The 18492-nt window shown below is 37.7% G+C and carries 22 protein-coding genes, 2 pseudogenes and 1 other annotated feature; of the genes and pseudogenes, 5 read left to right on the forward strand and 19 right to left on the reverse strand.

The window, feature by feature from the left end; translation table 11 throughout:
• Positions 1-975: 975 nt before the first annotated feature.
• Both J2S25_RS18995 and J2S25_RS19000 read right to left on the reverse strand, forming a co-directional pair.
• Positions 976-1740 (reverse strand): transposase, encoded by a 765-nt coding sequence (locus J2S25_RS18995; protein WP_307192635.1) that lies wholly within the window; start codon positions 1738-1740, stop codon positions 976-978.
• A gap of 161 nt (positions 1741-1901) precedes the next feature.
• Positions 1902-2669: a magnesium chelatase domain-containing protein gene (locus J2S25_RS19000; RefSeq protein WP_277813875.1), complete on the reverse strand. Its 768-nt coding sequence runs from the start codon at positions 2667-2669 to the stop codon at positions 1902-1904.
• 553 nt (positions 2670-3222) lie between these two features.
• Between J2S25_RS19000 and J2S25_RS19005 the strand changes: the two genes are divergently transcribed.
• Entirely contained in the window at positions 3223-3300 is a 78-nt protein-coding gene (locus J2S25_RS19005; RefSeq protein ID WP_307192647.1) for a YnfA family protein, read from the forward strand.
• Between the two features lie 49 nt (positions 3301-3349).
• Here the strand turns inward: J2S25_RS19005 and J2S25_RS19010 are convergent, their stop codons facing one another.
• From J2S25_RS19010 to J2S25_RS19025, 4 genes and pseudogenes are all read right to left on the reverse strand, one after another.
• Positions 3350-3643 carry a nucleotidyltransferase domain-containing protein gene (locus tag J2S25_RS19010; RefSeq protein WP_044391608.1) on the reverse strand — a complete coding sequence of 98 codons (294 nt, stop codon included), beginning with the start codon at positions 3641-3643 and terminating at the stop codon, positions 3350-3352.
• Position 3644: 1 nt separating this feature from the next.
• The gene (locus J2S25_RS19015) at positions 3645-4040 is read right to left on the reverse strand and encodes a nucleotidyltransferase substrate binding protein (protein WP_044391610.1); all 396 of its coding nucleotides are present in this window, start codon (positions 4038-4040) and stop codon (positions 3645-3647) included.
• A gap of 420 nt (positions 4041-4460) precedes the next feature.
• On the reverse strand, positions 4461-4820 hold the full coding sequence (locus tag J2S25_RS19020; protein ID WP_044391612.1) for a cupin domain-containing protein: 360 nt from the start codon (positions 4818-4820) through the stop codon (positions 4461-4463).
• A 305-nt stretch (positions 4821-5125) separates the two neighbouring features.
• A pseudogene (locus tag J2S25_RS19025) lies at positions 5126-5410 on the reverse strand (transposase); the annotation flags it as partial.
• Positions 5411-5726: 316 nt separating this feature from the next.
• On the opposite strand from J2S25_RS19025, the gene J2S25_RS19030 reads away from it, so the two are divergent.
• From J2S25_RS19030 to J2S25_RS19040, 3 genes are all read left to right on the forward strand, one after another.
• Positions 5727-6077 (forward strand): helix-turn-helix transcriptional regulator, encoded by a 351-nt coding sequence (locus J2S25_RS19030; RefSeq protein ID WP_307192636.1) that lies wholly within the window; start codon positions 5727-5729, stop codon positions 6075-6077.
• Positions 6070-6942, forward strand: a complete 873-nt coding sequence (locus J2S25_RS19035) for an ImmA/IrrE family metallo-endopeptidase (protein ID WP_044391618.1) — start codon at positions 6070-6072, stop codon at positions 6940-6942. Before J2S25_RS19030 ends, J2S25_RS19035 begins: the two co-directional genes overlap by 8 nt.
• Before the next feature lie 69 nt (positions 6943-7011).
• The gene (locus tag J2S25_RS19040) at positions 7012-7647 is read left to right on the forward strand and encodes a hypothetical protein (protein ID WP_307192637.1); all 636 of its coding nucleotides are present in this window, start codon (positions 7012-7014) and stop codon (positions 7645-7647) included.
• 204 nt (positions 7648-7851) lie between these two features.
• Here the strand turns inward: J2S25_RS19040 and J2S25_RS19045 are convergent, their stop codons facing one another.
• The 11 genes and pseudogenes from J2S25_RS19045 to J2S25_RS19095 all read right to left on the reverse strand — a co-directional run bounded on the left by J2S25_RS19045 (position 7852) and on the right by J2S25_RS19095 (position 13546).
• On the reverse strand, positions 7852-8070 hold the full coding sequence (locus J2S25_RS19045; protein WP_044391622.1) for a hypothetical protein: 219 nt from the start codon (positions 8068-8070) through the stop codon (positions 7852-7854).
• A gap of 305 nt (positions 8071-8375) precedes the next feature.
• Positions 8376-8912, reverse strand: coding sequence for a hypothetical protein (locus J2S25_RS19050; RefSeq protein ID WP_052806952.1), 537 nt, complete (start codon positions 8910-8912; stop codon positions 8376-8378).
• Positions 8903-9079, reverse strand: a complete 177-nt coding sequence (locus tag J2S25_RS19055; RefSeq protein WP_157841613.1) for a hypothetical protein — start codon at positions 9077-9079, stop codon at positions 8903-8905. Before J2S25_RS19055 ends, J2S25_RS19050 begins: the two co-directional genes overlap by 10 nt.
• A gap of 652 nt (positions 9080-9731) precedes the next feature.
• Entirely contained in the window at positions 9732-10028 is a 297-nt protein-coding gene (locus J2S25_RS19060; protein ID WP_307192638.1) for a hypothetical protein, read from the reverse strand.
• 19 nt (positions 10029-10047) lie between these two features.
• Complete coding sequence (locus J2S25_RS19065) at positions 10048-10779, reverse strand: plasmid pRiA4b ORF-3 family protein (protein ID WP_307192639.1); 732 nt, start codon at positions 10777-10779, stop codon at positions 10048-10050.
• 676 nt (positions 10780-11455) lie between these two features.
• Positions 11456-11608: a hypothetical protein gene (locus tag J2S25_RS19070; protein ID WP_307192640.1), complete on the reverse strand. Its 153-nt coding sequence runs from the start codon at positions 11606-11608 to the stop codon at positions 11456-11458.
• A 236-nt stretch (positions 11609-11844) separates the two neighbouring features.
• Positions 11845-12117, reverse strand: coding sequence for a hypothetical protein (locus J2S25_RS19075; RefSeq protein WP_307192641.1), 273 nt, complete (start codon positions 12115-12117; stop codon positions 11845-11847).
• Complete coding sequence (locus J2S25_RS19080) at positions 12107-12415, reverse strand: hypothetical protein (RefSeq protein ID WP_307192642.1); 309 nt, start codon at positions 12413-12415, stop codon at positions 12107-12109. Before J2S25_RS19080 ends, J2S25_RS19075 begins: the two co-directional genes overlap by 11 nt.
• 163 nt (positions 12416-12578) lie before the next feature.
• Positions 12579-12737: an SPOR domain-containing protein gene (locus J2S25_RS19085; protein ID WP_307192648.1), complete on the reverse strand. Its 159-nt coding sequence runs from the start codon at positions 12735-12737 to the stop codon at positions 12579-12581.
• An 81-nt stretch (positions 12738-12818) separates the two neighbouring features.
• Positions 12819-13262, reverse strand: a pseudogene (locus J2S25_RS19090) (ATP-binding protein); the annotation flags it as partial.
• Between the two features lie 41 nt (positions 13263-13303).
• Entirely contained in the window at positions 13304-13546 is a 243-nt protein-coding gene (locus tag J2S25_RS19095) for a magnesium chelatase domain-containing protein (protein WP_307192643.1), read from the reverse strand.
• A 585-nt stretch (positions 13547-14131) separates the two neighbouring features.
• Here J2S25_RS19095 and J2S25_RS19100 point away from each other — a divergent pair.
• Complete coding sequence (locus J2S25_RS19100; protein WP_307192644.1) at positions 14132-14335, forward strand: DnaD domain protein; 204 nt, start codon at positions 14132-14134, stop codon at positions 14333-14335.
• 604 nt (positions 14336-14939) lie between these two features.
• On the opposite strand, the gene proS is transcribed toward J2S25_RS19100, so the two are convergent.
• Positions 14940-16376 carry a proline--tRNA ligase gene (proS, locus tag J2S25_RS19105; RefSeq protein WP_307192645.1) on the reverse strand — a complete coding sequence of 479 codons (1437 nt, stop codon included), beginning with the start codon at positions 16374-16376 and terminating at the stop codon, positions 14940-14942.
• 62 nt (positions 16377-16438) lie between these two features.
• Positions 16439-16656 (reverse strand) — a binding site (T-box leader).
• 466 nt (positions 16657-17122) lie between these two features.
• Positions 17123-17635, reverse strand: coding sequence for a TnsD family Tn7-like transposition protein (locus tag J2S25_RS19110; RefSeq protein WP_307192646.1), 513 nt, complete (start codon positions 17633-17635; stop codon positions 17123-17125).
• Positions 17636-18492: the final 857 nt, after the last annotated feature.

Here is an 18492-nt window from a genome sequence, read left to right on the forward strand (position 1 = left end):
GGAGGATTTTCATTATTTGTCCGCCTTCCCATAGGTTTTATTTACCTATAATAATTGGACGAATATTCCTAAAATCCTTTAATTCCATTTATATATCTCAAAAAAATCTTAGGGTTTGCACAACAACTCTTTGAGTTTACTATTCTATAAATCTCGACAAATTTCGGAAAGTGACAGGCACCCTTCTTTTAAGGAACCGTTCCTTTGTCCCAAGAAACCCTAGCGCATCAACATACCATAACCAACTATTCCCGCGTCTTACCTGTGTCTCTCCCAAATCCACACTCCACAAAACCCAAGTAGCTTCGCATGTCTCCAAATTAAACAAACGTTTGATTAAATTGGCCCCTGGCCTTAAGGGTGCGGGTTATCCAACTTCTATCATGCATTCGTCTCAGCCACTTCCAAAGTGTTGTCTTATAACGCGCAAACATCAGGTTGCCGCCAAAAAAATGCCCATTTAATTCTACTAAACTATTTTGACTCCCGATTGAGACGCCAAAACCGCATTGTTGAGCTATCTTCCCTCTTAAAATTTCACTATTTATGTGAAGCATACTTCGTTCTAAACCAACTTCGCCACCATCAACGAAAACAAAAAGATTTTGAGTAAAATGCCAATAAAAAATAACAATAACCAGATCAGAACACTATTCCGATCTGGTTATAAACTTTAGATGTAAAATCCCCATGCAGCAAATATTTCGACCCCCGAATGGGACCAAGGAACCGCCCCTTTATCCCATAAAAAAATCAATTCGCGACAATAAATAAAAATAAATCCTACAGCACAAAAGACTTAGAATAACCCGATCACAAAAAATCCGCCAAGACACATTGACCAGGTGGATTTTTATTTATTCATTTTCACACTACCCAGCAACTTGACGTTCCCACCTCATGCTTTCATGCCCCTTGAATCTAACCACCATACCATACCAGTTGTAAAAAAATGGTGGGACAAGGAACCTGTCCCTATGTCCCAATGCGATCAATCACACTTTTCGAAATCCCTGTGATTCTGGAGATTTGCCTAATTGTCACCCCCTCCAGTTTCTTTATCTGAAGCAAAACCGCATCCCTGTTTTCTCGGTCCATTCGCTGTAACAGACTATTATTGGAGATGCCCATTTCATGAAGATAGATCCTGACTTGGTTGTCAGATAATCTGAATCTCACTTTATATTCTAAACATTGATCCTTATTAGACTCCTGCATATAATGAATGAACCATTTAAGTGCTGCTTTTCTGTCACTAGAAATTTGATTGAGTGCCCGGTCGATATCAACAAGTTCCCCTTTTCGCATATATTCATTCATGCTTGTCCACATACTAGTAAATATATCTTTCGCTAATCCGGCTTTTAATGGGTTTTGATGAATATATCGTAAGGCGGTGAAAAAATAACGGTCGTCCTCGACATTTTCGCTTTTAAATCGTTCTTGAAATAAATGGCCTACCCGCTGGTATTTCATGTTATACCAATACACATAACTTGAACTAACTCGTTTGATAACATTGGCGATGGCTTCTTCTCCTTCTTTTATTAGCAAATGGACATGGTTATCCATCAAACAGTAGCCATAAAGCTCAAAACCAGTGATCTTCTTGTATTTTTTCAATGTTTCTAAAAACTTCAGCTTGTCTTCATCCTCTTCAAAAATCGTTTGCTGATTGATTCCTCGGAGCATAAGGTGGTAAACACCACTCCTGCTTATCTTCCTTGCTTCCCGCGGCAAAAGGTAAATCACCTCCAGAATTAGGTGGGACATAGGGACGTTTACTTTTTCAAATACTTACTTATAACTTTCCATAATAACTCGTTTTCAACTTCCCCTTCAAAGTAGGCATACAGTAGCTAGCAAATGGTATGCCCCCGCCTCCTTACCCCTTTTCCACCTCACTTTTTAAAAACTTTGGTTAGTGACTGTAGCTTACACCAACTGTAAAAAATTGGTGGAACGAGGGACCTGTCCCTTTGTCCCCGGGCTTCTCTTGTCAATGGAGGAAGGATTGAAGGAAATGTTTCCGCCAACATGCTTTTCCCACAGCCCGGTGGACCGCTCATCAGCACATTATGCCCGCCAGCAGCCGCTATTTCTAGAGCCTCTTTCGCATTTTCATGGCCGATAATATGGGGAAAATCGTGGCTAAAGCTAAAATCACACAGTTCTTCTTCAGTTTTTGCCACTACAGCCGAAAGTGGAAGAAGCAGCTGCCCTGATAAGTATTCCATCACTTCATGGATATTCGCTACTTTTATACACTCAAGGTCTTTGAGCATTTCAGTGGGAACACTCTCATCATTTGGCATCACTACCTTGTCAAAGCCCAGCAGCTTTGCGGCAATCAATGCCGGCAGCATACCGTCCGCCTTCCGGACAGAGCCATCGAGCGAAAGTGCGCCGATAAACGCAATCCGTTCCGGCAATGCCATCTTGATGAACCCCTCCTCTTTTAAAATTCCCACTGCCATCGCCAGATCAAACATCGCGCCATTCTTCCGTTGCTCCGGCGGTGATAAGTTGACGACAACCTTCCGATCTGTCAAATCACACTTCAGTAACCGCAGCACCGCCATAACCCGTTCCTTCGACTCCTTCACTGAAGCATCCGGCAACCCGACAATCACCATCGACTCCTTCCCTTTTGACACCTCGACCTCCACATCGACAGGATAACCCTCGAGACCCTGTAGTCCAATAGAAGAAACCTTAACAGCCAGGATAAACTCCCCCTTTATTAGCTAGTTTTTGATAAATGGAAACAATAGAATCGGGAACATGAAGTTCAATACCAGAAAAACATCGGAGACCAATAGAAGGAAAAAGAAGAAGGGATAGGAAGGATCAACATACATTATTCGACATCAGCTTTTTAACTCCTGCCTTATCCTATAAAATATTTCAGACGCTCCCTCACACAAAAAAAGAAGCAACAAAATCCTCCTTCTCGAAAGAAAAAAAGCATTCAGCGTTTAATCAAACGTTTGATTAATAAACTAGCCAAGCACCATTTGGACAGTTAATCCAACAAGGACAAATAGCTGGTAAATAGTACTTTTTTATATCCGGGAATTTTGCTGCTATTGAAAGTAATTTGAGATGCCAATGCAGCTAAGTATTTCTTTTCACAGATATTTACCGGAGAAGTGATGATGAAAATAGTAGATAGTTTACTAACTATTTGTGTATGGGACGAGGAAGATGATGTAGATTTCGATGAATTTATACGATTGGATAGGTGCTGGTATATGTTTAGTGGGTGTTTCAGTAATGTTATTTGCACCTCGCCAATAAAGTAAAAAGACAAGAATTGAAAAAAGCGAAAGGTACGTCCCCTCGCTTCTTAGAGCTGATATAACACAATATGGCACTGATCTACCTCATCCTTAAGTTTTTTTGATGCCATTGACAGGTTTATTACATCTATTTTCAAGAGTGTTTCTAACTCTTCTTCCAGGGTTTCTGTAAAAGTTAACCAATCCCGTGATGATAAATCTGGTGCTATTATAGCTAAATCAATATCTGAACGCGGGCTGTGGTCACCATGAGCTCTCGAGCCAAACAATACAACCTTTTTTATATCGGGAAACCTTGCTGCTATTGAAGTTATTTGAGATGTAATGGTAGATGCAAGCATTTTAATTGCCTGCTTTTTTAATTAAGATTTTTAATGTGGTTTTCATTTCTGGAAAATATTTTTTGATGTTCTGCAAAATTCTAAGAGCAGCTTCTTCGTCATATGTATGCGAAGTTTCGTTTCTATCCTTTAGCATTTGAAGCCAAGCGGTTTCATCGTTTAGCCAGCCAATTTGATACGCTTCTTTGAGCGTTTCTTTTGGAGTCATTGTTTCAATTCCCTCTGAAGCCAATATTCGTTTCAGTGTTTTCCAGTATAGTTCAATTGTAAATTCAAAACGTTGAATTGTACCATCAACCAATAAACTGTTCGATAGATCTTCCCCAAGTGCTTCCTCCAGTCTTGTAATAGCTTGTTCCAAATTATTTACGCTTTGCAACAATTTACGCTTACTCACTCAATCAACTCCTTTAACGCTTTTCTATATAATCATTATACATTCGCCACAATTATGCAACAATACTTAACATGCGGAGGGTCAAGGCAGCCTAAAGTTGCGGATTTAAAAGTTGCACATTCTCACACTACCCAGCCACCCGACACCCACACCCCATACCTCCATGCCTCTTGTATATAACCACCATACCATACCAGTTGTAAAAAAATGGTGGGACAAGGTACCTGTCCCTGTGTCCGCACAAAAGACTTAGAATAACCCGATCACAAAAAATCCGCCCAGACACATTGCCAGGCGGATTTTTATTTATTCATTTTCACCCTACCCCAACACCCAAACCCCATGCCCCATGAATCTAACCACCACACCATACTAGTTGTAAAAAAATGGTGGGACAAGAACCCTGTCCCTGTGTCCCTTTTATATCAATGAAAGATCGGAAACCGTTCTATCATTGACTTCGTCACCCGTATTAACGGTTGATTTCGGTTCAAAAAAGATAACATGTGCTTCCTCTTCTGCAATGGGAAGATGCTCTACGCCTTTAGGAACAATCATGAATTCCCCCTCATTAAGGTGCACATCTCTATCCCTAAATTTAAGCAAAAGTTCTCCTTTTACAACAAGGAACATCTCATCCTCATGTTCATGCTTATGCCAGATGAACTCCCCCTTCAGCTTCGCGAATTTTACATGCAAATCGTTAATTTCTCCAGCGATTTTAGGACTCCAATAATCACTAAAAAGAGAGAACTTTTCGTTGATATTTACCTTATCCATTTGTAGAAATCCCCCTATTGCAAGTTTTTTTTGAATCCTTTTTTTGGATTCGTTTATAATCTTTATTTTTTTCGCACTCACTTTAGTTGGTAAAGATTCTTGCGCGAACCCAAGTATAAGACCTCGACTTTTCTCCCAATCTCGACCTTTGCATATGTTTTTTATCGATATAAAAATTTATACTATTGTATGTAAGGAAGCTATGTCTATTATTTCACCTTTTGACTTGTTTGTTAAGTCTCTACCATTATACTGCTTCAGGTAATAGATGTACGGAAAAGCAGTCAATCGTCCCCATGTCCCTTTACAGATTTTTTTTTAAGCCACGACAGCTGCGTGGTCAGTTTTCCGACTTCGGCGTATAGGTTTTGAATCTGGTCTTCATAGCTGGAGATGAGTTGATCCTGTTTTTTATTGTCTTATGTAAACAGCTGTGGCAGTTGTTCTAACGCAGACTTACGCCATTGCCGTAATTGATTCACATGGATTCCATGGTGGGAAGCAAGTTCGCTCAATGACTTTTCTTCCTTGAATATTTCCAGCACGATTTGAGATTTAAATTCTGGTGTATATCGGTTTCTTTTTGTCATAAAACTACTTTAACATCTCCTCATTTCGTGTCTAGTTTCATGGGTCCATTATACCATACCTCCATGCCCCTTCTATGTAACCACCACACAATACCAGTTGTAAAAAAATGGTGGGACAAGGAACCTGTCCCTGTGTCCCTTAAAAAATGGTGGGACAAGGAACCTGTCCCTGTGTCCCTTTTGTTAATAATATGTTATTTTAAATTACATTTCTGAATTTATTTTATCATTTTTATCCTTTAATTGTGTTATGTTGTTATTTTTAGTATCATATAATTAAGAAAGGTCATACTATGTACTGAAAGGAGGCCTTCACATGAAAAAATTATCAACCGCTAAACTTGCTGAAACAGTAAAAGAAAAGCGAGAACAAAAAGGGTTAACTCAAGCAGAACTAAGCAACCTTACTGGCATCAACCGAGTCATGATTGGCCGCATAGAACGGGAAAATTTCATCCCATCAATTACTCAATTTGAAGCATTATCTAAGATTTTGGATTTCGAAATTACGGATATGTTTGTTGAAAAAAAGGAAACGAACTCATTTATTGCTTTGCGAAGTGAAGCGTTAAGTGAAGGAGAAAAAGAGGGTGTTGATCGGTTGTTCAAAATGATGCTCACTCTTAGACAGCAAATACTGTTAAGGAGAAAATTCGAAAATGAGTAATAGGATCGTACTTAACGAACTACAAATTGAAAATATTCGTAAACTAGCCAGGGATAAACGTCAAACCTTAGGCTTTGTAGGGGAAACTCCAATTGCTAATGATATTTTTACAATAATTGAAAACTTAGACATTAGACTGCTGGAGTACCCAATCAAATCGGAGGACGGGAATCCAGCTTTTTCGGCTGCACTCATGTATTCCGAAGAAGGTGGCGAAGAACTTGTTTTTATTGGTTTGAATACTGCCGATTATTTTGATAAACAGGTTTTTGCTCTTGCTCATGAGTTATATCATTTTTATACGAAAACTGGATCTCACTTGAGTCGGTTAGAAGATGAAGAACACAACTTAATTGAAGCACAGGCCAACCGATTTGCAGCTGAATTCTTGTTACCTGAAAGCATACTGGAAAGCATCGTTCTTATAGAATTCAAAACATCTTCGCTTCAAAAAGTGCAGACCAAGACCATACTTCGTTTCATTGCAAGGCTTCAATGTACATGGTGGCTACCTTATCGTTCATTGGTTAAGAGATTAAAGGAGATCAATGCAATTTCAGAGGAACAGTATACTGAACTTTATGCTGCTGACGAACGTAATCTTAATAGTGAATATGGTCGATTAGGCCAAGCCATTAACAAAGATATCTTTTCTAAGCTTAACACTACTACTTCAACAACCGGTATTTCTCCAAAAGACATCGAGGTCATTATTCGTAACTTTGAAGATAATATTATAGATGAAGATAAATTCACTGAGACATTAAACTTGTTTCATAAAAACCCTGATGACTTCGGATATGAGTTTACAATTTTGGATGAAGATATGGATGAATTTGAAGCCTTCTTTAAAGAGAGACAATGAAAGTTAACGTAACTTCCTCTAACCCTGGTTTAAAAAAGTATCTTTAAGCATCCTGATCAAATTATAACAATGGATGCTAATTTTCTTATTTCTCCAGATAGAAGTAAACACGCAAAGTATTGTTTTGGTTTCCCTAAATTTAAAGAAGTGTGGCTAGACCCAATCTTTGTGGCATTCCCTAACTTAGCGATACACGAGGCCGTCTATGATGAGTTGGTTATACCGTCCGTTCAGTCTTATATTGATAGTCAAATTAATAGTACTCCACGTCGCCTAGTTGTTCATCAAGATGAGGCTTTAACTCCTGAAGAAAAAGTGTTAAGAGATTCCATTGAAGAGAAAATCTTTCCATTAACCAAGTATGAGCCACTACTAGATAATAAAGAGGATCGTGGTGAAGTGAAATCCCTAGCTTTCATTGCGGTAAAAGAATTACTGTACTTTGCTGCTAATGATTCGAATGCTATTCAATTGGTTGAAAAGGCTGAAGAGTGGACTACGGGACTAGATAATGTACAAGCTATCAAAATGTATGAACTTATTTATTATTTATACAAAATGGATTTCGGTGATAGACAATCTTTGAGAATACTTTACAAATATCAATATTATCTAACACCTTATGAAAAAAAGAATAATCCAGAATGGGGACAATTTGTTGAGGGAATGGATATCCTATATCCCTCTATTTTGAATGAAGATTAACGAACCCACCAAGAAACCACCCGAAACCTAGATGCTAACTCGGTGGGTTGCTAGTTTTCCGCTATTTTTTCTTCTTCCTTCTCGGCCGTTTCACCTTCAATTTGTACGAGAGTTTGTCTTCTAGATAACACTCCCATTCAATACCCGTGCTAAGTTTATAAACAATCCGACTATATCGCGGTAAATGGTTCCACCTTCTACAAGTCATTCAAAAATATCAGCTCTGAAGGCGATGAGGTGCTTCAGTGGATCAAACTCTGGCATGTCCTTTAATTCATTACTTAGCCACTCCAGTTCAGTCAGATACTTTGCAGCCTTTTCCTGTCGCTCCTCAAACGCATAAAGCTGATTTTTCAACTTCACAATCTCATTCGTTAAGTACGACCCGCTTTGTATCTTGTCCAGCTTGATTAAGCTCTTCATCTACCGCTTCATATAATTCTTGATTGAGTTGCTCCATCATTATTTCTATTTCTTCGATCTTGATTTGTTCTCGCTTGGTTAAGTCTGTCCTTGCTGCTGAAGCTTCCACTTCAAATTGAATACGATCATACTATACTATTTGTAAAAAAATGGTGGGACAAGGTACCTGTCCCTCCGTCCCTCCCATCTCCCACCTACTCATTGGGCTTTAGCCCTTCCCATTCCTTGAGGATGGGAGACTTCTTTAGGAAATCCGTTAAAAAAGAACTTGGAATGTTCCAAGCTCTGTTATCTAATGGTATCTATTAAAATCTTAGATAGGCTAATATTTTTTGGTTATTATTAATTTGAAGAATTTTAAATTCATTTTTCAAATAAAAATCATTTAAATATGGATTATCATCATATTCTACACACACTATTCGTAAACCTAATAAATCGTATATAAGTTCACAGTTCTCTAATGCAAAACCTAAGATAACATCCCCGCTAATTTCACCCTTATAACTATCGGATCTTCCTAGCTGGGCTATTAAAATCGAATTAAATACTTTAGCACTTTTATTTCCGGCTAATTTCCTTCTTGATTCATTTGAAACTTCGTCTGTAATTTCAAAAGGTTTTGCTAAAAGAGTAAAATAACCAATTATTTCATCATTATTTTCATCATCCACCACTAGACTAGTACGAGTTAAAGCTCTTTTTTCATTTGGAATTGCATTAAAGTGTAGAAATGTTTCCACATCTTTGTTCTTTATGCTTCGGAAAAATGATAAGTATAGATAAATATCAGCCTCTTCTTGAGTTGCCTCAATTAAGCTTGATAAACTAACTATTTGCATTTTCTAGAATTTAATATTCTTGCTGCATTAGCAATTCTTTCTGATTTATTAAGCTTTATATCATTAAATACATTTGCATGTCTAATTTTAGTGCGTGGAGACGATATAATTTTTTTAGATGCTTCTTCATCTAGAGTAAATCGTTGAAAAATTGTTTCCGTAGCCATTTCAACATCCTCCTTATCGCACATACTATCACCCCAATTTGAAAAGTAGTAGTTAGTATATGCATTCCTTGATAAAATTATACCACCTTATTATAAATAATTCCACAGTAGATGTGTCATGAAAACTTAGACAATTCGTCATATATTTAAAAAGGAAATTTTACTGTATTCGGTTCAAATAGTTAAATTAACAAGGTATCCATTTAAAATGTAGTGTTGGTAATTTTATTGTTAACTTTCAGAGTGCCTCGTACTATATCCCCACCGGAATCACATCATCAATCGATAGATCCTCCATGGGTTTGGCCATTCCAGTAAATTGTTTGTGGCATTCCCATAAATCCATCAAATACCCAAGCGGCAAAGGCCATGCTTTCTTATTGTCAGAATTGCGTGTAAATAACAAACAATGGTGAAGATACAAATATTTTAAAAGGAAAACTAAAAGAAATCCCTCTCGGGATTTCCAGATAATCTTATTTCTACACGGGATACCGGCTTTCTTGGAAGAACCGTCTCCATGCTCCGACACCCACACCCCACGCCTCCATGCCATTCTATGTAACCACCACACCATACCAGTTGTAAAAAAATGGTGGGACGAGGGACCTGTCCCTGTGTCCCTTGCCACTTGTTTCCCACTTGAATATTTTTATTTTCCTAACTCCAGCAAATCCTCTAAAGGCTCATAACCTTTATCATTGAAAACGTACTTCTGCACTTCACCATTGATGGTGGCAGTGATCAGCTCCATCACCTGACCTGGATTCTTCTGAAAGGTCATGGGTAGCTCACCAAATAACTCGGACCCGAAGGATGATTCAATGAAGTCCAGTTTATTAAGATGAATTGTCCTGATGAAGTTCAAGATGTTAAACTTGATCTGTTCTTCGAGACTCAAGTCTACTGCTTTCAGCATTTTCTTTACTTCTGTTTCTGAATATTTCAATTGGCCATCCTCTTTCATTTCACTTCCTATACTTATCCTCGATCACTTTGTAGTTCTCATGATTAATCTTGTCCCACTCGGTTTTCTTGTAATCAAGACCTTTGAGTCTGGCATTAATCCATTCAGGATTGTACTCTCTGAAATTCCAATCCTCAACCCAAGCCTTCATGTCACCATGCTCTGGATGCTTTGGATCCCTGTAGGCTTCTAGAAATTCATAAAACCCATGAATCCCGCCGACATCTTCTGGCGGTGCTGTCTCAGCTCCATCAAGTAGAGTTGGGTATCCGAAGTAATAATCATCAACGATTTCTTCAAGTTTAATGGTAAACCGCCAGTCATCCCCAAAGTCATAGTTGTATCGGATTTCTTTGTACTTTTCCAGGTAATCATCAATCTTCAGTCCAGTAGGCTTTCTGACCTCAATCTTTAATCGCTCCTGGTGGTTCTGTTCAAACTGAAGCATATTGGCAGGCATTGATTTCAGCCGATCTTCATAATACTTTTTATTCTTTATGTAGTGCTGGTGTTCCATGTATGCTTCTTCATTATCTGTGACGATTCTATTCTCTTCCGGTAGACCAAACTCATACAGATGATAACCACCTCCAGGATAACCACTCTGAAAGTTGCTCACATTTTGGATAATATCATGAAGCCTTCTATATGTAGCCCCTGCTGGCATTATAACTCTTCTCCAAATCAATGGACTTGATTCTTCTAGTTCTATTTTGATTATATATGATTTCATTTACTGAGCACCTCCATTTAAGCTTTGAGAATGAGCACCACTCGCAGCGAGCATATGCTTTGACCTATTTTCCCACCCACTCTGAATAATTGTTTTCTCGTCTTTATTTAACAACTTCTTTTATTTCTCTACTAGCACTTGATATTCATTTACCCTATTCTCTACCTATAGACACATAGCCTAGGCGGATTTTTGTTTATTCATTCTCACACCACCCTGCCACCCGACACCCACACCCCATCCACCTTGTATGTAACCACCCAACCATACCAGTTGTAAAAAAATGGTGGGACGAGGTGCCTGTCCCTGTGTCCCACTGGACGCCTGTCCCGTCTATTGTATCATTGTCATTTCCAAATACACTTAATTTTCTAACTGCCCTTTTGCTACCTTTGTCACGAAAGGCATCAGATTGTTTGGGATACACACCCCATGCCTCCATGCCCCTTGTATGTAACCACCACACCATACCAGTTGTAAAAAAATGGTGGGACAAGGTACCTGTCCCTATGTCCCTTGTGTCCCTTGCTTCACTGGGAAGTATTTTCGGGAAATGACAGGCACCCTCTTCAAATTGAGAATATTTTTATGTATAATGGATATATAATAAAAAGAGAAGTGCGCGAACACTTCTCCCTGCAACCTCAACCGTCAGGGTGGTGGTTGTCAAACGATTTTATTTATGTTGAGAACCACCCCTATGCTTGCGACGGCGCGGGGTGGTTTTCTTGTGTTCTAGATCTAGAATGCTTTTCCGAAAGAAATAGGCGCTTATTTCACGCACTACTCCCTTCAGAACTTCACGCAAGAATTCAAGAAATGTTTCCATGATTATCACCTCCTTTCCAAAAATGGAAAGAAAGTAACAACCAACCACCCTCACAATATTCAGCTGCACCTTTTATTCTACCATATTCTTATACCCCACTACTCTACAATCTTCAACAAAATCCCGGAAATGACAGTGGATTGCGCCACCTTAGACACAAAAAATACTCTGCGTCAATTCCTCAGAGCTTTTCCAAAAAATCTCAGATTCGAAACAAACTTTTCGAGTTTTCTATTCTACAAATCTCGACAAATTTCGGGAAGTGACAGGCACCCTTCTTTATGCCCCTTGAATGCGACCACCACAACATACCAATTGTAAAAAAATGATGGGACGAGGTACCTGTCCCTGTGTCCCTCATCAGCTTTTTCCCTTGGTTTTACTGACAATATGCTTTTAGAGTTTCGGAAAACCAATTTTGGATCAATTTTATACGGTTTCATCTCAGCAAGTTTCACTCTTGCTTTTTGTCCCCAAGTAACTTCATAGTTGATTTCTTTAACTATCACTATTAATCTCATCCACTAATTTGTCAAATTCCATTTCATCGCCACTATAATATGAAAAATCACTATCTCTATTTTTTCTAGCGTCTCTTAACTGTTCTAAAATATCGTCATTTGAAAAAATTGCTTTTGTCATTCTCTTCTTTTGTTCCGCTGATAAATTGCTAAAACCATGTACCTCATTGGACTCTGAAAGTGAAAGTTCAAATGTTTTATTTTCTGTTTTAAACGTATAGGTGTTTTTATCAACCTGGAAAGCTTCGTACATTTTTCCATCATCATTTTTCACATATATCTTCATGAAGGACACCTCCTCCTTCTTTTTTTAATAGCTGACAATGACTTTCTTGTGCTACAAAAATCTATACCACCATTATAAATGATTATTCCCTTTAATACTAATGCTTATAATGAGGCTTTATGATTAAGCAGATATTAGCCTGATGTTATCAGAATATGATACTTCATTCAAACTTAACATACCCATCAAGCCCTGCAGTTTTCACTTTTTTCAATAGTGCTTCTGCATTTGTCTTATTTGAAATTGCGCCAACTTGCACTCTATATAAAGTCTTCTCATCAGGAGGCTTTTTAGTTGGACTAGAATATTTCAAGACAATCAAGGAACCTGTCTCGCTTCTCCTGGTCGGATTTGAACCTCCTCCAATCAAGGAAACAGCCGATGCTGAATGATGAGGATGTCGAAATGGAGGGAGCCCTAAATGAGGTTTTTCCACCCCAACTAATTGATAGATACTGACCACTTAAAACTGATGTTCATGAGAAAGATAAAGTAAAATCGAAGGAAACGTCTCCGCAAGCAAGCTTTTTCCACAGCCCGGGGGACCTGTCATCATCACATTATGCCCTCCGGCAGCAGCAATCTCCAACGCTTTTTTCACTTGCTGATGTCCTAAGATATGCTTAAAATCTTTTTGATGCACAGAAGCTGTGGAAGGTGGTGAAGGTGAAGATAATGTGGTAGAAAAAACAGATAACTGTCCAGAAAAAGATTCAATCACTTCCTGTAAAGTCTCGACAAACCGAAATACCAACCCCTCCATTTGTTGAAGTGGGAAATCGTCCAAGGGAGGAAGATATAAAATGGTAAAGCCCGCTGTTTTCGCTGCCAAAATGGCCGGTAACATGCCATCAACAGCCTTTATAGATCCATCTAAAGACAACACACCTAAAAAAGCAGCCCCATCTGGAATGGAATCCCGAAATTCCCCCGTTCTTTCATAATCCCAATCGCCAAATCAAAAATCGGACTATTTTTCTTCTGCTCCGCCGGCGATAGATTAATCACCACCTTTTTATCCGGAAGCTGACAATCATTCGCATACAAGGCCGCCATTACCCGATCCTTAGACTCCTTTACAGATGCATCGGGAAGTCCGACAATACTAACCCCTTCAACACCTGGAATCAACTGGACCTCTACCTGAACCTTGTATCCTTCTATCCCCTTTAATCCAATGGTACGGATACATTATACGTTGCCATCCAAAACTCTCCCTTCAAAGAAACATCTGTTCTGTTTGATGGTATTATACCTGTTTTTAAATCATTGTGCATGTAAAGAAAAGAGGGAAATGGTTATGGACTTCGTTAATAAAATTTGAAAACCCCTATTTTCATAAGTCCTTACGAGGAAAAATTTTATTTTAAGTAAATTTTAGGACTATACATTAAATCCACGTACACCCCTTCCCAATTTCTTAAATGAAATTCAAGAAATTTCTATAATTCGAAAAAAGACTGACAACCATCCCCAACATCACACTCCCATTGGATAAAATTTTGGATGGTGGCAGGAACTTAAAACGAGGGCAAGCAGCTAACGCTGAGGTAGAATAGTAGTGTTTCCCAGTAAGTGGATCACCTTTGTCTTAACTAGCTCATTTCAACGACAATATTCACTCGATAAAGACCAAAAATTATGCGTAAAGCAAACATCCATTCAGCTCATCAAAAAGACATGTCTAGAAGCGGGTGCAAAAAATAGGCGATGTTTTTGCAAAAAGAGTTCAATCTTATTGAGCAAAAATTAACGAATTTAAAGTTTAGAAGTTACACCCAAGATTGGAATAAAAGAAGGGTAGGGTATGTAAGAAGGATTTTAGAGGATTGGGAACGAAAAGGCATTACGACCATTGAAGCCGCTTTGGAAGAAGCAAGTACATTTCAAAATACAAAAAAAGCTAACCAAAAACATTGAAAAAGAAAGGGAAGAATTAGCCTTACTTTTGAGGAAAAAGCAAAACCAACCGTCAAACACATCCCCTCCCACTTCCCAATCCATATAACCTATTCACCACCCAATTCGTGAAATATTTTGTGAAACAATATTTTTTGGGTGGTGATAGGCACCTGGGATTTAATAGAAAAAAGCACAACAACAAACCCAACCACCCCTACACTTCTATCCTACCAACTCGACAAATTCCGGGGCGTCACTGTGACCATTCCTTTAAAAATCCGCCAAGACACATTGCCCCGGCGGATTTCTGTTTATCATTCTCACACAACCCAACCACCCGACACCCCACACCTCCATGCTCCTCTATGTAACCACCACACTATACCAGTTGTAAAAAAATGGTGGGACGAGGTACCTGTCCCTGTGTCCCTTCCTAGTTTAAAATCTCATAGCGCTGTCCATACTGGAGAAAAAAGTAAAATTCCAGTTAGTGAAGATTTTGAGTCTTTTTAATATTGAATATTAATTAATGCAACACTAGTGTGTATAATTATATTTTTTATTGAAAAATGTTGACAAACTATTAGCTGGTTTAGTTTAAGTTAATATTTCACAATGTAAATTAGTAAGCACGCGCAAACCAAACAGTATGTTTAGCTTCTTTCCCGCAATGAATGCATGTGTGCTTTGTTATTGGTGGGTTGAATGGGATGTTACGCGTTGTGAATTTTGTTTGTTCTTTTACATTTTCTTCACAAATATTGTCTCCGCACCAACCAGCTAATATCCATCCAGGAATTGTTTCATTTTGTTCAGATTCTCCTAGATGTTGTTTTAACTGCTTCAAAGAATCGATATGTGTGTGTGAATTCTCTGTACGGAATGCTTTGGCTTTTTCGAATAGACGTGTATGCATGGTTTCAAGTTCTTTTTCAATGCTTTCAATAATTGATTCCAAAGGTATGGAAATTTTTTCTCCTTCATCACGGGCTTTCATTAAAGCATGATTTTTTTCTAAATCACGTGGACCAAGCTCAATACGTACAGGTACCCCTTTTAGCTCCCATTCATTAAATTTATAGCCTGGTGATTGATCAGAATCATCAAGACGAACGCGGGCTCCTTTCGCTTTTAAAGCTGCAAAGATTTCATTTAATTTCTCCATAATTGCAGGGTTCTTTTTCCATGGACCAACTGGAATCAAAACAACTTGCGTTGGTGCTATTTTGGGCGGCAAGACAAGTCCTTTTTCATCGCCATGAACCATGATGACTGAACCAATTAAACGTGTAGACGTGCCCCAAGAAGTTGTATGTACATATGTGTGTTTATTTTCTTTATTTAAATATTTGATATCAAATGCTTCCGCAAATTTTGTACCTAGATAGTGCGAGGTACCTGCTTGTACAGCTTTTCCATCTTGCATCATTGCTTCAATGGAGTATGTATCAACCGCACCGGCAAAACGTTCAGACCGTGTCTTTTGCCCATCATAAACTGGAATCGCAAGTAATTCTTCAACAACTTCTTTATAAATCGTTAACATTTGCATCGTTTCTTTACGTGCCTCTTCTTCATCCACATGAGCAGTATGGCCCTCTTGCCATAAAAATTCGGAAGTGCGGATGAATGGAAGGGTTTTCTTTTCCCAACGGAATACATTAGCCCATTGATTAATTAAAACAGGAAGGTCTCGATAGCTTTTAATCCAATTTGAATACAAATGTCCAATCATGGTTTCAGAAGTTGGACGCAGTGCTAATCGTTCTTCCAACTTCTCTCCTGCAGCTTCTGTTACCCAAGGAAGCTCTGGTGAAAATCCTTCAATATGATCCTTTTCTTTTTGGAAGAAGGATTCTGGAATTAACATTGGGAAGTACGCATTACGATGACCAGTTTCTTTAAACCGCTTATCCATCTCTTCTTGAATATGTTCCCATAATTCATAGCCATCTGGCTTAAAGGCAATACAACCGCGAACTGGGGTGTAATCCATTAAATCCGCTTTTTGAATCGTATCAATATACCATTTTGAAAAATCACTTGTTTTTTGATACATTATCTTTCCCTCCTGAAAAAATTGAAATAACTTAAAAAAATAAAAAAAGCATAAAGAGTCCAAATAAGGACGTCTTTATGCTAATAGACGTGGTACCACCTTAGTTCGACATTAATAAAAAATAATAAGTCCTCTAAACGTTTGTATCGAAACGACTCGGTTAGTTTTTAACTAACATCTCCGTGGTAGGGTTCAATAAGAAGGGGTGATATAGCTTTCAGCCAAGGCAATATTTTCTGTTTCACAATCCTTATTTACTTAATCACATCATTGATTACATATTTATAAATTAATATATCAATTTGCTAAATTTAAATCAATTATTACTGTAACACATACAACATAAAGCTACTACGAAAAAAGCAAAGCAGTTTAAAATGTTAGAGCTTTTATATATACTTCTTCTTATATCAAAAAGAAATTATTTTAATTTTAACTTATTGTATTAACTGCACCGTTACCACGAAGCAGAGCTTCGACACAAAAGATGAAATATAATTACGTTCTTACATGGTAGTTCAAGTACATCTCCTGAAATTATCAAAAATTTGCTCGTAAAAGATGTCTTTTTGAAGAAGACTCGATTTATCTTGTATTCTTACTATATTTTGAGGCTAATAGTGCTAACATATCATCCAATTTCTTTTCATCTTTTGCCCTTTTGTTGTTGGCATCCATTCTTTTACGTTCTTGCTCAACCAAGGTATTTATTTTTATCCTTCTTCCATGATCAGTAATAATTTCGTTTAAGACGGTACTGATATATTTGGATTTTCAGCTATTAATTTTAACCAGCTTTTTTTGTTGGTTTCCATTTTACTTATAGTCTTATCGACATCACTGTGAAAGTTTAATTTACCAACCTGAAACCTTATATTAGAATATTTAATTATTGTATTTGTATCTACATTTAATTCTCTTGCTGCAGCTCTATAACTGTATTTGCGATCATTAATTAAATATTTGCACCTTTCAACCCAAATTTCTCCAAACTGTTTTATTCTCCGTATTTTGTACGTATCATCTGTTTCTCTTCTTGAATAATGAAAACCGCAGGAACATTTAAATGTTCCAATTAGTAGTTTTGTCTTATTACAATACGTAATCTCTATTTCTTCCACGACTGGTTTACCAAAATGATTTGAGGCTTTATTCAAACATATATAAGGTTTTGCTCCGAATGGAGATTTATCATGAAGGCTTAACTGCTTTCTTTCAAATGTATCCTCTCTTTGACTTAAGCCCGGTGTGATGCCCATATCTAGCAATAATACTGTAAATACTCTCGTTCTTATATGGGAAATATGCTATCATTATTAACTCCTATTTATTTATAGACTGTGAACCAATATTTCTAAAATAAATTCCTTTCTTAAAAAGGCACAAAAAAAACACTAGCCTCAGAATTTGTTATGTAGGAGATGTACTTAAAAAGGCATAGTAATGATACTTCACCTATACTTTTCAGTAATATATCCTTTTAACTTTCTGAAGTTAATGTTATAAATTAGAAAATTAATCAATTTCACGAGTCTGCCCTGACCATTGTATAATCTCATTTTAATTTTCTAATAAAAAATATTAGATTTGCTTAATCTTTCAGTAAAGAACTTTTTTTACCGAGTAAACGACTTTTTTTTTATGAAACACCAACCCTTATTCCCAAAATTCTTACCACTATTATGTAATTAAGTCCTTCCAGGTAGAGGTAAGGATAAAGGATAAAGAATATAGGGATCGTTTTTCATTTTCTTTTCAGACTGTTCTTCCCGCTTTTTCTCTGGCTCAATAAGCTCCAAATTCCTTTACTGACAGGCTTTCTCCCGCTTTAATCAATCGTTTGATCAATAAAAAAAGAACCGAGAAGACATACCAACGGTACGACTCCCGATTCTTCGGTTAAGGTAGAGTTTTTATATAAAAGTTGCCAACGCTCCCCCATTCAGAAACCAACTTAAATACCGCAAGTTCCAACTCGAATTACGAGGGAAGAACTTAATTGGGGGAGACACTACTTAAAACCTGCATTCCCGAAGCTACTGTAACGAGGTTGGTGGCGAAATGCCGATATTCTCGTATAGTGCCTTTTGACGCTTAGTTACTTCTCCTATGCGGA

This window comes from Mesobacillus stamsii (assembly GCF_030814065.1).
GTDB lineage: Bacteria > Bacillota > Bacilli > Bacillales > Cytobacillaceae > Mesobacillus > Mesobacillus stamsii.

Coding starts and splice junctions, on each gene's coding strand:
- J2S25_RS19030 (WP_307192636.1), top strand. CDS start 5,727: ATGAAAAAATTATCAACCGCTAAACTTGCTGAAACAGTAAAAGAAAAG.
- J2S25_RS19020 (WP_044391612.1), bottom strand. CDS start 4,820: ATGGATAAGGTAAATATCAACGAAAAGTTCTCTCTTTTTAGTGATTAT.
- J2S25_RS19005 (WP_307192647.1), top strand. CDS start 3,223: ATGAATTTATACGATTGGATAGGTGCTGGTATATGTTTAGTGGGTGTT.
- proS (WP_307192645.1), bottom strand. CDS start 16,376: ATGTATCAAAAAACAAGTGATTTTTCAAAATGGTATATTGATACGATT.
- J2S25_RS19010 (WP_044391608.1), bottom strand. CDS start 3,643: ATGCTTGCATCTACCATTACATCTCAAATAACTTCAATAGCAGCAAGG.
- J2S25_RS19065 (WP_307192639.1), bottom strand. CDS start 10,779: ATGAAATCATATATAATCAAAATAGAACTAGAAGAATCAAGTCCATTG.
- J2S25_RS19080 (WP_307192642.1), bottom strand. CDS start 12,415: ATGAAGATATATGTGAAAAATGATGATGGAAAAATGTACGAAGCTTTC.
- J2S25_RS19110 (WP_307192646.1), bottom strand. CDS start 17,635: ATGGGCATCACACCGGGCTTAAGTCAAAGAGAGGATACATTTGAAAGA.
- J2S25_RS19055 (WP_157841613.1), bottom strand. CDS start 9,079: ATGGCTACGGAAACAATTTTTCAACGATTTACTCTAGATGAAGAAGCA.
- J2S25_RS19050 (WP_052806952.1), bottom strand. CDS start 8,912: ATGCAAATAGTTAGTTTATCAAGCTTAATTGAGGCAACTCAAGAAGAG.
- J2S25_RS19035 (WP_044391618.1), top strand. CDS start 6,070: ATGAGTAATAGGATCGTACTTAACGAACTACAAATTGAAAATATTCGT.
- J2S25_RS19040 (WP_307192637.1), top strand. CDS start 7,012: ATGGATGCTAATTTTCTTATTTCTCCAGATAGAAGTAAACACGCAAAG.
- J2S25_RS19070 (WP_307192640.1), bottom strand. CDS start 11,608: ATGGAAACATTTCTTGAATTCTTGCGTGAAGTTCTGAAGGGAGTAGTG.
- J2S25_RS19045 (WP_044391622.1), bottom strand. CDS start 8,070: ATGAAGAGCTTAATCAAGCTGGACAAGATACAAAGCGGGTCGTACTTA.